The organism is Mesorhizobium sp. M7A.F.Ca.CA.004.12.1.1 (assembly GCF_003997835.1).
In the GTDB taxonomy this organism is placed as follows: Bacteria; Pseudomonadota; Alphaproteobacteria; order Rhizobiales; family Rhizobiaceae; genus Mesorhizobium.
In genome coordinates this window covers 1-13,230 of record NZ_RZRK01000066.1, presented here as the reverse complement: position 1 = coordinate 13,230, position 13,230 = coordinate 1, and the positions used below count along the sequence as shown (strand labels likewise).

Here is a 13,230-nt window from a genome sequence, read left to right as displayed (position 1 = left end):
GAGGTGCAGGCGGTGCGGCCTCTTCCTCACTCAGAACCTGGTCAGTCCTGGCCTTGATCTCATCGGCCGTCTGCTGGCTTATCAGCCCGTTGCTGACGGCGAAGCCAGCAACCAGAGCGACAAGGGCTGCAATGATTGCAGCTTTCACCTTCTTCGACATCCATAGGCGCCTTGTTCATGACACCCAACCCACGGCGAAGGGTGCCGCAACCTTGGCGAAGGGTCAATCCTTTTGGCTGCAGTCTCTGCTCACGTGCAACGAAATCAACTGGTTACAAACGAAAAACGCCGCCCATTGGGCGGCGTTTCGGCATTGCAGCGGGAAACTCAGATTACTTGATCTTGGTTTCCTTGAATTCGACGTGCTTCTTGGCGACCGGGTCGTACTTGCGGAACGACAGCTTGTCGGTCTTGGTGCGGCTGTTCTTGCTGGTCACGTAGAAGAAACCGGTGTCGGCGGTCGACAGAAGCTTGATCTTGATGTTTGCGGCTTTGGCCATGATATCAGTCCGTTTGTTCGTGGGGTTTTGGCCGCTGGAGCACGGGGAAACACCCGGACGCGGGAAACTTGGCGCGACACATAAAGAACGCGCCCGGAAAGTCAAGCCCGGCAAGCCTGGTGCGACCCGCCTGAGCCTGCTGGTGAACGGAAATCATGCGGTTTCTGTCGCCGGTGACGCAACCTTCTTCCAGTCTCCGGTCGTGTTCCACCAGCGATTCGGATTGGCGCGGTCGTCCAGTCCCTTGGAACGGCTGGCGAGAATCGGTTGAATGCGGATCACCGGTTCCTGGTAGGAATGGGCCTGGAAAATCGCCTCGACGACGCGGGCGGCCAGCACCTGATCGTCCGGCAGTTCGAAGGAAACCTCGACCGTGCCGGGCCGCCGCCGCAATTCGGTTTCGGCACCGGCGGCCGCACCGTCAAGCGGCCTGTAGCGTTCGATGCCGTGCGCCGACTGATAGGCATTGCGGTCATATTTGCCCATGGCCAGCGGCGCAATCGCCACCACAGCATCCATGATGCGGTCGACGTCGGCGGCCGGAGCCTGGAAGGTCACGAGCAGAAGCAGTGTCATTCGTAGCGATGTGGTTTCAAAGCCGCTGTCGATCATGGAAGTGTCCTCAAGTGTTTTGGGACACTCTTTTAGCCCTGTGCTCCTGACACGGTTCTGTCAGCAGCCTGCCACCGTGCGCGCCAAATGCAGGGCTGGCGGCAGTTGCGCTACAGCAGGATCTTGCGAACCAACCTGACGGCGACCAAAGCGATATAGGCGGCGAAGAACAGGCCGAGCGACCAGCCGAAGCCGGACGGGCCGAACGCATCCATGCCGATGCCGATCGCCTGCGGGCCGAGCACCATGCCGACACCGTAGCACAGCACGAAGGCGGCGTTGGCCGACGCCAGTTCATGGCCGGAAAGCTGCGAGCCGAGATGGGCAAGGCCGATCGTGTACATGGCAGCGACGACGCCGCCCCAGACGAACAGAAGCGCGGCCATCAAATGCCAATTCTGGGCGAAGAAGGGCATGAAGACGGTGCCGATAAGACCGACCGTGGCGCAGGCAATCAGCAGGTAGCGGCGATCGCTGACGCGATCGCTGATCATGCCGATCGGGATCTGCAACAACACATTGCCGAGGCCGATCATGGTCAGCAGAAGGGCCGCATCGGCCTCGGAATAGCCGATGCGGCTGCCATAGATCGGGAAGAGCGCAAAGCCGCCGGTTTCCACCGCGCCGAACACCAGCACGGCTGCGGTCGCCGACGGCACCAGCCAGATGTAGCGCAGGAAATTGCTGGTTTCGCCATCCGAGGCGATCGAGGGGCTCTCGTTGCGTGCTGCCAGCACGGGTATCGCCGCCAGCGTCACCAAGGCGATGATGACGCCGAACGGCCTGAAGCCGGAACTGCCGAGATGGGCGAACAGCCACGGTCCGGCGGCAAAGCCGAGCGACAGGACAGTGGCGTAAATGCCCAGCACAAGGCCGCGTCGGTGCGGCGGCGCCGAGGTGCTGATCCAGAATTCGGACAGGATGAACAGCACCGTCAGCGCGATGTGCAGCACGATGCGCAGTGGAAACCACATCCAGAAATCGGGTGCGAAATGAAAGCCGACAAAGGCCAGCGCGCCGGCGGCGATCATGGCGATCATGGTCCAGGCAACGCCGAACCGCATGGCGAGCGGAGTAGCCAGCGGCGCACCGGCGATCGAGGCGAGGCCGGCAACGGCGGTGTTGAGGCCGATCATCGAAGCCGAATGGCCGCGCGTTTCAAGGATGACGCTGAGCAGCGGCATGCCGAGGCCGATGGCGATGCCGACGACGCTGATCGACGAGATCGCCGCCACCATCGGCAGCCAGTGTACGCGTTCGTCGCCCTGTGGTTGGGTATCGACCGTCATGGGATGCTGAATACTCTGCCTGTTTGATCTAAGGAAAGTGCTGAGCGCTTTTCCGGGAAAACCGCGTCACACTTTTCCTGGAATTGCTCTAGAGAAGTTCGCGGGTGAAGCGTCTGCGGACAAGCCGGTAGAAGGGCACGGGTCCGCCTGGACGCAACAGTGGATCATGGGCGAGGCGCTTTTCCAGCTCGTCCAGGATCATTCGGGTGATGTCGGGTATGTCGGCTTCCCTGGCCTTGGCGAGCGGCAGCCAGACCAGTTCTTCGAGCTCGTTGGTGGGACTGCCACCGGGCAGTTCGACGGCGACGTCGTCACGCCAGGCGCTGAAAAAGCGGGTGTCGAAGCGGCGCACCCGGTTGGGCGGCGTGATGGCGCGCGCAACGAAGCGCAGCATGTCGAGAGAGGGTTGCACGCCGTGTTCGGCAAAGCCTTGCCAATCGGGCCTGGGGGTTGCGAAAGCACCCTTGCGGCCGATCAGCAGCCCGGCTTCCTCATAGGTTTCGCGGATGGCGGACAGGGCGATGGCGCGGGCTCGTGCGGCGCTTGTGCGGCCCGGTCCGGCGATCAGCCTGGCTTCCTGCTCCGGGTGCAATGCGGCGACGACCGGTATGCGGCTGTCGGCCGGATCGGTGCGGCCGCCGGGAAAGACGAACTTGCCCGGCATGAAGGCGTGGCCGGCATGACGGCGACCCATCAGAACCAGCACGTCATCGTCCTTGCGGTCGAGCAGGATGAGGGTTGCCGCGTCGCGCGGGCGAATTGGCCGGTCGCTATGAGCGATCATGCTCCGCTCGATCCTGTCGACTTCCGCCTTGGTCATACCGTCCATGCGCAGGACCTAGCGGAAACTTCTGGCAAGCGAAAGTGGCCTTTCACGGTCGGTATGTTGCGCCAGGCAGCATTCTTGGCTGCGGCCTAGGCTCCGGGATGCGGCTCGATCACGTCGTGCTCGCCGCCGAAGCCGTGCATATAGAAGGCCCATTGCAGTCCGATGACGGCACCCTTGATCGGCTGCAGCAACGCAACCGACAAAAGGATGGTCAGCGGAACCCAGATGGCGATGTGCTGCCATGTGGACAGCGTCGACGTGGCCTCAACGCCCATGAAGGCGCCCAGCACGACATGGCCGACGATGACGATGACCAGATAGGCGGGCAGGTCGTCGGCCCGGTGGTGATGCAATTCCTCGCCGCAGACACTGCATGTGTCGACGGTCTTGGTGAAAGCGCGAAACAGCTTGCCTTCGCCGCAATGCGGGCAGCGGCCGAGCAGGCCGCGCTTCATCGCCGTCCACAGCGGGCGCGCGGTCCGGCCCGAGTGATGTTCTCCGCCGAAAACCTGTTCTTCCATGGCTGTTGTCATCATCGTCTCCTGCCGCGCGAACCCGGTCGCGATTGCGACGCGCGGGCGCGGCCCTTGGCCTTGTGAAACGACCGCTTGGAGCCCGGCAGAGGCTTTGGGTCGGTCAACATCTCGAAGCGCATCGCCCCGGCCATCGGCGCCACCTCGAGGAGACGGACCTCGACGCGGTCCGCGAGTTGGTAGCCTTTGCCCGAGCGTTCTCCGAACAGGGAGCGGGCCGTTTCGTCGTATATATAGTAATCGCCGTTCAATGTTGACACCGGGATGAAACCATCCGCGCCGTACTGCGGCAATTGGACAAATAGTCCTGACTTGGTGACGCCGGAGATGCGGGCATCGAACCGGTCGTCGACGCGTTCGGCAAGGTAGGCGGCGATCAGACGGTCGACCGTGTCCCGCTCGGCCGCCATTGCGCGGCGTTCCGTGCCGGAGATCAGCACCGCGACATCTTCGAGCCGTACCGCTTCGTCCTGCGTCAGCCCGCCGGGACCCAATCCGAGTGCGGCAATAAGTCCGCGATGCACGATTAAATCGGCATAGCGGCGGATCGGCGAGGTGAAATGGGCGTAGCGGCGGAGGTTGAGACCGAAATGGCCGATGTTCTTTGGCGAGTATTCGGCTTGGCTCTGCGAGCGCAGAACCACTTCGTTGACCAGGCCTTCATTGTCGGCGCCGCGCACGCGCTCCAAAATGCCGTTGAACTGGCTTGGCTGCATCTGCGCGCCGCGCGCAAGTGACAGGCCCAATGTCTGCAGGAACTCGCGCAGCGATTCCTGTTTGGCCAGTGATGGCGCGTCATGGACGCGATAGACCAGTTCCTGTTTCTTCGCCTCGAGCGTTTCGGCCGCCGCGACATTGGCCTGGATCATGAATTCTTCGATGAGCTTATGGGCATCGAGCCGGTCCGGCACGATGACGCGATCGACGGTGCCGTCCGCCTTGAGCACGATCTTGCGCTCCGGCAGGTCGAGTTCGAGCGGCTGGCGGCCGTCGCGGCCGCGCTTGAGGATCGCATAGGCGTCCCACAGTGGCTTCAGCACGGTTTTGAGGATCGGACCTGTCTTGTCGTCCGGCGCGCCGTCGATTGCCGCCTGAGCCTGTTGGTAGGCGAGCTTTGCCGCCGACTTCATCATGACGCGATGGAAGGAGTGCCTGAGCTTGCGGCCCTCGGCTGAAAAAACCATGCGCACGGCGAGCGCCGGACGGTCCTGGCCCTCCCGCAGCGAGCAGAGATCGTTGGAGATGCGCTCGGGCAGCATCGGCACGACGCGATCCGGGAAATAGACCGAATTGCCGCGCTTCAATGCTTCGCGGTCGAGCGCCGTGCCGTAGCGCACATAGGCGGCGACGTCGGCGATTGCGACAGTGGCAACCACGCCGCCGGGGTTCTTCTCGTCGAGATCCGGCGTGGCGAAGACGGCGTCGTCATGGTCCTTGGCGTCGGCCGGATCGATGGTGATCAGCGGCAGGTCGCGCCAATCCTCGCGGTGATCCAGCGTCGCCGGCTTGACCGCTTCGGATTCTGCGATGACGTCGGCCGGGAAGATATGCGGAATGTCGTGCGCGTGGATGGCGATCATCGAGACCGCCTTTTCGCTGGTCAGAGAGCCCAGCACGTTGAGCACCTTGGCCCTCGGCAGCCCATAGCGGGAAGCCCGCGCCGGCTCGACCTCCACCAGGTCACCGTTCTTGGCGCCGTTCTGGAATTCCTTGTCGACGATCAGTTCGGGCTGGCGCCGTTCCACCGGCTCGATGCGGAAGGTGCCGTCCTGCAAGATGCGAAAGACACCGAGCACGGCATCGGTACGTTTTTCGAAAATCTTCACCACCCGCCCGGTGTAGGCGGGGCCGCCCAGGGCGACGTTCGTGTCGTCGGCCGGAAAGGTCTTGGCCAGCACGCGGTCGCCAATGCCGGGCGCCGGTCCACTGCCACTGCGCGACAGGCGGATGGAGACGATGGGCGGCGGCCCATTGGCCGTGTGTTCGGTAGGACGGGCCAAGAGCACGCCATCGGCATCGCGGTCGAAAATATCGAGGACCGTGACATGGGGCAGGGCACCGACGCGAGCCAGCCCCTTGCGCTCCTTGGTGAGGACGCCTTCGTCCTGCAAGTCGCGCAAAATATCCTTCAGCCAGATGCGGTCGTCGCCGCGCAGTGCGAACGCCTTGGCGATGTCGCGTTTGCCGGCGCGATCGGGATTTTCGGCGATGTAGCGCAGGATTTCGTCACGCGAGGGCCGGTAGTCGTCCTTGACCTTGGCTCTGGTGTCGGCGGTGCGCGGATCGCCGTGGGTTCTGCCGGTGATCTTGCGCGCCACGCTGTCCTATCCTTTTTTCTTCGCGGCCGGCTTCTTCGCAGCCGGCTTCTTGGCTGCCACTTTCTTGGTCGCCGGGGCCTTGGCCGCGGCTGCCTTTCGGAACGGCTTCTTGCCGCCGCCGCCCTTGGCCTCTTTCTCGGCAATCAATGCCAGCGCATCCTCGATCGTCACCGACTGCGGATCCTTGCCCTTGGGCAGCGTAGCATTGACCTTGCCGAAATTCACGTAAGGCCCGTATTTGCCGTCGCGCACGACGATCTTGCCGCCGCCATCGGGATGGTCGCCAAGCTCCTTCAGCGCTGCGGCAGTACCGCCATTGCGGCCGCCCTTGCCCTTCAGCTGCTTCTCGGCGATCACCGATACGGCGCGGTTGAGGCCGATCGAGAACACGTCCTCGATGCTTTCGAGATTGGCATAGGTGCCGTCATGCAGCACGAACGGGCCGTAGCGGCCGAGCCCGGCTGAGATCATCTTGGCGGTTTCCGGATGCTGGCCGACATCGCGCGGCAGCGACAGCAGCGCCAGCGCCTTTTCGTGGTCGATCGACTCGGCCGTCCAGCCCTTGGGCAGGCTGGAACGCTTGGCCTCCTTGCCGTCGCCACGCTGCAGATAGGGGCCGAAGCGACCGCTGCGCAGCGTGATTTCCTCTGACGTGTAGGGGTCCTTGCCGATGACCTTGGTGCCGTCCTCGCCGCCGCCATTTTCGCCATTGGGATTGGCGGCATCGCCGAGCTGGCGGGTGAAGGAGCATTCCGGATAGTTCGAGCAGCCGACAAAGGCGCCGAACTTGCCGAGCTTCAGCGACAGATTGCCGGTGCCGCATTTCGGGCAGATGCGCGGATTGGAGCCGTCCTCCCGCGTCGGGAACACCAGCGGCGCCAGTTCCTCATTGAGCGCGTCGAGCACGTCGGTGACGCGCAGTTCCTTGATGTCGGCGACGGCGCCGGAAAAATCCTTCCAGAAATCGCGCAGCACGTCCTTCCAGGCGAGCTTGCCGTCGGAAATCTCGTCGAGCTTTTCCTCGAGGGACGCGGTGAAGTCGTATTCGACATAACGCTTGAAGAAGCTTTCAAGAAAGGCCGACAGCAGCCGGCCCTTGGCCTGCGGCACCAGCCGGCGCTTGTCGATGGTGACGTAGTCACGGTCCTCGAGCGTCTTCAGGATCGCCGTGTACGTGGAGGGCCGGCCGATGCCGAGTTCTTCCAGCTTCTTGATCAGCGAGGCTTCGGAATAGCGCGGCGGCGGCTCGGTGGTGTGCTGGGTCGCGTTGATCGCCTGGCGCGCTAGCTGCTCGCCGGCGCGGATCTCGGGCAGGCGGCGATTTTCCTCGTCTTCCGCATCGTCGTCCTTCTGGTCGGTGTAGGCGGCGATGAAACCGTCGAACCGAACGACCGAACCGATGGCACGCAGCTCTGCGGTGCGCGATCCGTTGACCGCTTCGATCTCGGCGGTGGTGCGCTCGATCTCGGCTGGCTGCATCTGGCTGGCGATGGCGCGCTTCCAGATCAGCTCATAGAGTCGCATCTGGTCGGAATCGAGATATTGCCTGACCGATGCCGGGGTGCGCATGAAATCCGTCGGGCGGATCGCTTCGTGCGCTTCCTGGGCGTTCTTGGCCTTGGCGGTATACTGGCGCGGCTTTTCCGGCAGGTATTTTGCGCCGAATTCCTTGGCAATGGCGTCGCGTGCGGCGTCGATCGCCTCGGGTGCCATCTGCACGCCGTCGGTTCGCATATAGGTGATGAGACCTGTGGTCTCGCCGCCGATCTCCATGCCTTCATAGAGCCGTTGCGCCACCTGCATGGTGCGGCTGGCCGAGAAGCCCAGGCCCGATGAGGCGGCCTGCTGCAGCGTCGAAGTGGTGAAGGGCGGGCCGGGATTGCGCTTGGTCGGCTTGGCTTCGACCGACACCGCCTTGAAGGTCGCGCCTTCGAGCATCGACTTGATGTCGTCGGCCTGCGCCTTGTTGGAAATGTCGAGCTTTTGCAGCTTCTTGCGATCGAAGGCAGTCAGCCGCGCTTCGAAATTCTCGTTGCGCGGCGTGCCCAGCAGTGCAGCGATCTGCCAGTATTCCTCGCGGAGGAAGCGCTCTATTTCGGATTCGCGGTCGCAGACGAGACGCAGCGCAACCGACTGGACGCGGCCGGCCGAGCGGGCGCCCGGCAGCTTGCGCCACAGCACCGGCGACAGCGTGAAGCCGACGAGATAATCCAGCGCCCGGCGGGCGAGATAGGCATCGACCAGCGGCGCATCGATCTGGCGCGGATTGGCCATCGCCTCCAGCACCGACGATTTGGTGATGGCGTTGAAGACGACGCGGCTGACCGGCTTGTCCTTCAGCGCGCGCTTCTGCTTCAGCACCTCCAGCACATGCCAGGAGATGGCTTCACCTTCGCGATCCGGGTCGGTGGCGAGGATCAGGCCATCGGCATCCTTGACCGCCTTGGCGATGTCGGCGAGTCGCTTGCCCGAGGCGGTGTCGACCGCCCAGGACATGGCGAAATCCTCATCCGGACGCACCGAGCCGTCCTTGGCCGGCAAATCCCTGATATGGCCGAACGAGGCCAGAACCTTGTAGTTCTTGCCGAGATATTTGTTGATTGTCTTCGCCTTGGCCGGCGATTCGACGACGACGACGTCCATGAGGTCTCATATCAGCTGTGGTGCGGCAGAAGAATTCCGCTGCGCGCGACGAAATCTCGTTCTATTTGTCGCTCACATGGCCGCGCTTTTGCATCCGGTCAAGGGGAAGCGCCCAAATTGCGGGCCGGCCCGCGGCAATACACTCTTAGAGTGTATGGAGAAAATCACAGAATTTGGGAAAGGGAGATGGTGGTCTCAAGTCAGCGGAAACGACTGGTTTTCATTTTCGCCGAGTCGCGGAAAGCTGCTGGAGCAGTGGCATCGGGGCGACGCCAGTGGCAAATTGATCGACGCTGGCCGCCGGCTGCATAGAGCGATGCCTGGCGACCAGCCTTGTTCCGCCATCAGGCGTGAATGTATTGAGTATCTTAGTCGGCCTTGACGATATGCCAGACTTCGCCGACGCCGTCGCCGGTCACATCGCCGGGCTTCTCGTCCTTGATGAAGGTGTAGACCGGCTTGCCGTCATAGGCCCACATCTTGGTGCCGTCGGTGCGGTCGACAACGGTCCATTCGTCGTCCGCCTTGGCGCCGGCTTCGGCTTTCAGCGGCGGCCAGTTGGTGGCGCATTTGTCGTAGCAATTGCTCTTGCCCTTCTCGTCCTTGTCATAGGTGTAGAGCGTCATGCCATTGGCGTCGGTGTAGATCTTGGTGCCATTGACCTCGGCTTCCTTCCACGCGTCGGCGGCGAAGGATGCGGCGGTGCTGAGCAGAAGCGCTGCCAGTCCTGCGGTTATGGTTTTCATGGAAATCTCCCTGACTGGTATCTGGAGACGCGCGGGAAATCGCGGCCTCGCTGTGTCAACGCCCAGGGGCTGCCGTTTCTTCCCCGGCAAGCATGATCTTGCCAACACAATGGTGATTGGTGGACAAGGCTGCGCGTCGCTATATCAGCGGCACGACAGTGGAGTTCCTGGAAATGGCATTGGACATCGGCTATGTCAGCGCGGTCGGGGCGGGAGCCATCTCGTTCCTGTCGCCTTGCGTGCTGCCGCTGGTGCCGCCCTATCTCTGCTATATGGCCGGCGTGTCGGTCGACGATTTCCGTGGCAATGCGGGAACTACGGCGAGGGAAGGCGCGCGCGGCGCGCTGCTTTATTCCTCGATCGCCTTCGTGCTCGGCTTCTCGACCGTCTTTGTCGCGCTTGGCGCCGGGGCCTCGACCATCGGCCGGCTGCTGCGTATCTGGCAGGAGCCGCTGGCGATGGGCGCCGGTGTGCTGATCATCCTCATGGGCCTGAATTTCCTCGGTATCCTGCGCATTCCGCTGCTTTCACGCGAGGCGCGCTTCCAGTCGCAGGGCAAGCCGGCAAGCGCCGTCGCCGCCTATGTCATGGGGTTGGCCTTCGCCTTCGGCTGGACGCCCTGCATCGGTCCGGTGCTCGGTCCGATCCTGACGCTGGCCGGCGGCCGCGAGACGGTGGGCGAGGGCGCGCTGCTGCTCGCCGCCTATTCGCTCGGGCTGGGTATCCCGTTCCTGATCGCCGCCCTGTTTTCCGGCGCCTTCATGCGCTTCCTTGGCAAATTCCGCGTCCATCTCGGCCGCGTCGAAAAAGCGATCGGCGCGCTGCTGGTGGTCGCCGGCGTGTTTTTCCTCACCGGCGGCGTGCAGACGGTGTCTTACTGGCTGCTGGAAAATTTCCCGGTGCTGGGGCGGCTGGGGTAGGTCGCGTCGGCGGAACGATGCACGGCAGCCCGCATTTGCAGTACCGTTGATCAACACTTTTTCGAGCCGGGAGGCGAGAATGGTAGCCAAGGCGGATGTGCGAAAATTCTTCAAGGTCTATGAGAAAATCTACAATGACGCGATCGCCGACACCGTCGATCTCAACGACGTCGCGGACATGTATTCGGCCGGTTTTGTCTCGGTGACGCCGGCAGCGGTCATGGTTGGCGAGAATGGCGAGCAGTTGAAGGCCATCATGACAAAGGGTTTTGGCCTATCGTGCCCTCGGCAGCAAGAGGATGACCTGCAAGGAGGTCTCTGTGACACCTGTCGACCAGGACCATTGCGTGGCTGAGGTAAACTGGGCCGGTGACTATGAACGCAAGGATGGGAGTCCCGTGACCATCGACTTTGCGGTCAACTATCTCGTCGAAAAGCGCGACGGCAAGCTGAAGGTGTTTGGCTGGATATCAGGTGACGAGCAGGCGGAATTCAGGAAACACGGCCTGTTGTAGGTGTGCTGACTGCCGAATTCCGTTTTAAGACCCGCTGATTAAGAGTCAGCTGCTCCGCCATCTCACCGAAATTTAACCGCATTGGTGAAGCAAGGCGCCACTGCTAGCATGCTTTGATTCCCAACCCTTTTCATATGGTTGTCCCTTCCATGAGCCAGAGATCCTGCCTGTCCGTCATTCTCGCCGCCGGCGAAGGCACGCGCATGAAGAGCGTGCTGCCGAAGGTGCTGCACCAGATCGCCGGCCTGCCGATGGTCGCCCATGTGGTGAAGGCAGCCGAAGCCGCCGGCGCCGGCAGCCAGGCGCTGGTGATCGGCCATGGCGCCGACGAGATGCGCAAGGCTGCGGCAAAGTTCGCGCCGAAGGCCGAGACTTTCGTGCAGGAGAAGCGCCTTGGCACCGCGCACGCCGTGCTGGCCGCACGCGATGCGATATCAAAGGGTTATGACGACGTCCTGGTGATGTTTGGCGACACGCCGCTGATCGACGCCGATGCGCTGACCGTGGCGCGGCTGAAGTTGGCCGAGGGCGCCGCCGTCGTCGTGATCGGCTTCCGCCCGCCCAGCCCGACCGGCTATGGCAGGCTGATCGAGAAGGACGGCAAATTGGTGGCCATCCGCGAGGAGAAGGACTGTTCCGAGGAGGAAAGAAAGATCGGCTTCTGCAATGCCGGCATGATGGCGGTGGCCGGCGCCCACGTGCTGACGCTGCTCGATCAGGTTGGCAATAAGAATGCCAAAGGCGAATATTATCTCACCGACATTGTCGAGATCGCCAGTGCGCGAGGCCTCGATGTCGTCGCCACCGAAGCCAGCTTCGAAAGCGCACTCGGTATCAACAACCGCGCCGAACTTGCGCAAGCCGAGGGCATATGGCAGGCGCGCCGGCGGCATGAAGCGATGCTGTCGGGCGTGACGCTGATCGCGCCGGAGACCGTGTATTTCTCGCACGACACCGAGATCGGCACTGACACGATCGTCGAGCCCAATGTCTGGTTCGGTCCGGGTGTGAAGATTGCGACGGGCGCCAAGATACATGCGTTCAGCCACATCGAAGGCGCCACCATTGCGTCCAATTGCGATGTCGGGCCATACGCGCGACTGCGGCCGGGTGCTGATCTCCGGGACAAGGCCAAGGTCGGCAATTTCTGCGAGGTCAAGCAGGCGGTTATCGAAGAGGGCGCCAAGGTCAACCATTTGACCTATATCGGCGATGCCCGCGTCGGCGCGGGAGCCAATATCGGCGCCGGCACCATCACCTGCAATTATGACGGCTATTCGAAATTCTTCACGGACATCGGCGAGGGCGCGTTCATTGGCTCTAATTCGTCGCTGGTGGCACCTGTCACCATCGGCAAGGGCGGCTACATTGCCTCGGGCAGCGTGATCACCGAAAGCGTGCCCGACGATGCGCTGGCCTTCGGCCGTGCTCGCCAGAAGACGATCCCGGGCAAGGGCAAGGAATTGCGCGAACGCTTTGCTTCGGCCGCGGCTGCGAAGAAAAAGTAAGACCAGCCCGCAAAAAACCGAACGATTGCAGTAACCGGATTGCAAGAGCGGTCTGTCATGGTGCATCGACAAGAATGAGCGTTCCGTTACACGGGACGAAATGCAATGTGACTTTCGCGGCAGGCCGGCCATCCCTAAATAGCGCTGGTTTTCCACGGGGACTCGGGGGCTGTCTGCATGTGCGGTATCGTTGGAATCGTCGGCCACTCGCAGGTTGCGCCGCTCATCGTCGACGCGCTGAAGCGGTTGGAATATCGCGGCTATGACTCGGCCGGCGTCGCCACCATCGAGCACGGCCAGCTTGCTCGCCGCCGCGCCGAAGGCAAGCTGATCAACCTCGAGCGCCGGCTCAAGGACGAGCCGCTCGACGGTACGATCGGCATCGGTCACACACGCTGGGCGACACACGGCGTGCCCAACGAGACCAATGCGCATCCGCATTTTTCCGACGGTGTCGCCATCGTCCATAACGGCATCATCGAGAATTTCGCCGAATTGCGCGAAGAACTGATCCGCGATGGCTATTCTTTCTCCTCGCAGACCGACACCGAGGTCGTCGCCCATCTGGTGGCGCGCGAACTCGCCAAAGGCCTGAAGCCGGTCGAGGCCGCGCACCAGGCGCTGAAGCGGCTGGAAGGCGCCTTTGCGCTGGCAATCATGTTCAAGGGCGACGAGGACCTGATCGTCGGCGCGCGCAATGGTCCGCCTTTGGCTGTCGGCCATGGCGATGGCGAGATGTTTTTGGGCTCCGACGCCATCGCGCTCGCACCGTTCACCAATTCGATCACCTATCTCGAAGATGGCGACTGGGCGGTGG

At 62.7% G+C, this 13,230-nt stretch carries 12 protein-coding genes and 1 pseudogene; 5 read left to right on the top strand and 8 right to left on the bottom strand.

Annotation, left to right across the window (positions count from 1 at the left end):
* Nucleotides 1-332 precede the first annotated feature (332 nt).
* From rpmG to EN984_RS05750, 8 genes are all read right to left on the bottom strand, one after another.
* The gene (gene rpmG / locus EN984_RS05785) at nucleotides 333-500 is read right to left on the bottom strand and encodes a 50S ribosomal protein L33 (protein ID WP_006201775.1); all 168 of its coding nucleotides are present in this window, start codon (nucleotides 498-500) and stop codon (nucleotides 333-335) included.
* A gap of 153 nt (nucleotides 501-653) precedes the next feature.
* Nucleotides 654-1,112 (bottom strand): hypothetical protein, encoded by a 459-nt coding sequence (locus EN984_RS05780; protein ID WP_127271458.1) that lies wholly within the window; start codon nucleotides 1,110-1,112, stop codon nucleotides 654-656.
* Between the two features lie 110 nt (nucleotides 1,113-1,222).
* Complete coding sequence (locus EN984_RS05775; RefSeq protein WP_023810543.1) at nucleotides 1,223-2,401, bottom strand: MFS transporter; 1,179 nt, start codon at nucleotides 2,399-2,401, stop codon at nucleotides 1,223-1,225.
* 88 nt (nucleotides 2,402-2,489) lie between these two features.
* Nucleotides 2,490-3,230: an NUDIX domain-containing protein gene (locus tag EN984_RS05770; protein ID WP_127271326.1), complete on the bottom strand. Its 741-nt coding sequence runs from the start codon at nucleotides 3,228-3,230 to the stop codon at nucleotides 2,490-2,492.
* A gap of 86 nt (nucleotides 3,231-3,316) precedes the next feature.
* Nucleotides 3,317-3,751 carry a DUF983 domain-containing protein gene (locus EN984_RS05765; protein WP_174800363.1) on the bottom strand — a complete coding sequence of 145 codons (435 nt, stop codon included), beginning with the start codon at nucleotides 3,749-3,751 and terminating at the stop codon, nucleotides 3,317-3,319.
* 11 nt (nucleotides 3,752-3,762) lie between these two features.
* Nucleotides 3,763-6,081 (bottom strand): ribonuclease R, encoded by a 2,319-nt coding sequence (gene rnr / locus EN984_RS05760; protein WP_127272297.1) that lies wholly within the window; start codon nucleotides 6,079-6,081, stop codon nucleotides 3,763-3,765.
* Nucleotides 6,082-6,087: 6 nt separating this feature from the next.
* Nucleotides 6,088-8,724, bottom strand: a complete 2,637-nt coding sequence (gene topA / locus EN984_RS05755) for a type I DNA topoisomerase (protein ID WP_127273649.1) — start codon at nucleotides 8,722-8,724, stop codon at nucleotides 6,088-6,090.
* Nucleotides 8,725-9,092: 368 nt separating this feature from the next.
* Nucleotides 9,093-9,470, bottom strand: coding sequence for a hypothetical protein (locus EN984_RS05750; RefSeq protein ID WP_127268352.1), 378 nt, complete (start codon nucleotides 9,468-9,470; stop codon nucleotides 9,093-9,095).
* 173 nt (nucleotides 9,471-9,643) lie between these two features.
* Here EN984_RS05750 and EN984_RS05745 point away from each other — a divergent pair, with 173 nt between their 5' ends.
* The 5 genes and pseudogenes from EN984_RS05745 to EN984_RS05730 all read left to right on the top strand — a co-directional run.
* Nucleotides 9,644-10,390, top strand: a complete 747-nt coding sequence (locus EN984_RS05745; RefSeq protein WP_127268355.1) for a cytochrome c biogenesis CcdA family protein — start codon at nucleotides 9,644-9,646, stop codon at nucleotides 10,388-10,390.
* Nucleotides 10,391-10,469: 79 nt separating this feature from the next.
* The gene (locus EN984_RS38605) at nucleotides 10,470-10,745 is read left to right on the top strand and encodes a hypothetical protein (protein WP_236382805.1); all 276 of its coding nucleotides are present in this window, start codon (nucleotides 10,470-10,472) and stop codon (nucleotides 10,743-10,745) included.
* Nucleotides 10,738-10,905, top strand: a complete 168-nt coding sequence (locus tag EN984_RS38600) for a hypothetical protein (RefSeq protein WP_236382807.1) — start codon at nucleotides 10,738-10,740, stop codon at nucleotides 10,903-10,905. Before EN984_RS38605 ends, EN984_RS38600 begins: the two co-directional genes overlap by 8 nt.
* 149 nt (nucleotides 10,906-11,054) lie before the next feature.
* The gene (glmU, locus tag EN984_RS05735; protein ID WP_127268353.1) at nucleotides 11,055-12,413 is read left to right on the top strand and encodes a bifunctional UDP-N-acetylglucosamine diphosphorylase/glucosamine-1-phosphate N-acetyltransferase GlmU; all 1,359 of its coding nucleotides are present in this window, start codon (nucleotides 11,055-11,057) and stop codon (nucleotides 12,411-12,413) included.
* A gap of 177 nt (nucleotides 12,414-12,590) precedes the next feature.
* Nucleotides 12,591-13,230 (top strand): annotated as a pseudogene (locus EN984_RS05730) (glutamine--fructose-6-phosphate aminotransferase); the annotation flags it as partial.

Coding starts and splice junctions, on each gene's coding strand:
- rpmG (WP_006201775.1), bottom strand. CDS start 500: ATGGCCAAAGCCGCAAACATCAAGATCAAGCTTCTGTCGACCGCCGAC.
- EN984_RS05780 (WP_127271458.1), bottom strand. CDS start 1,112: ATGATCGACAGCGGCTTTGAAACCACATCGCTACGAATGACACTGCTT.
- EN984_RS05775 (WP_023810543.1), bottom strand. CDS start 2,401: ATGACGGTCGATACCCAACCACAGGGCGACGAACGCGTACACTGGCTG.
- EN984_RS05770 (WP_127271326.1), bottom strand. CDS start 3,230: ATGGACGGTATGACCAAGGCGGAAGTCGACAGGATCGAGCGGAGCATG.
- EN984_RS05765 (WP_174800363.1), bottom strand. CDS start 3,751: ATGGAAGAACAGGTTTTCGGCGGAGAACATCACTCGGGCCGGACCGCG.
- topA (WP_127273649.1), bottom strand. CDS start 8,724: ATGGACGTCGTCGTCGTCGAATCGCCGGCCAAGGCGAAGACAATCAAC.
- EN984_RS05750 (WP_127268352.1), bottom strand. CDS start 9,470: ATGAAAACCATAACCGCAGGACTGGCAGCGCTTCTGCTCAGCACCGCC.
- EN984_RS05745 (WP_127268355.1), top strand. CDS start 9,644: ATGGCATTGGACATCGGCTATGTCAGCGCGGTCGGGGCGGGAGCCATC.
- EN984_RS38605 (WP_236382805.1), top strand. CDS start 10,470: ATGGTAGCCAAGGCGGATGTGCGAAAATTCTTCAAGGTCTATGAGAAA.
- glmU (WP_127268353.1), top strand. CDS start 11,055: ATGAGCCAGAGATCCTGCCTGTCCGTCATTCTCGCCGCCGGCGAAGGC.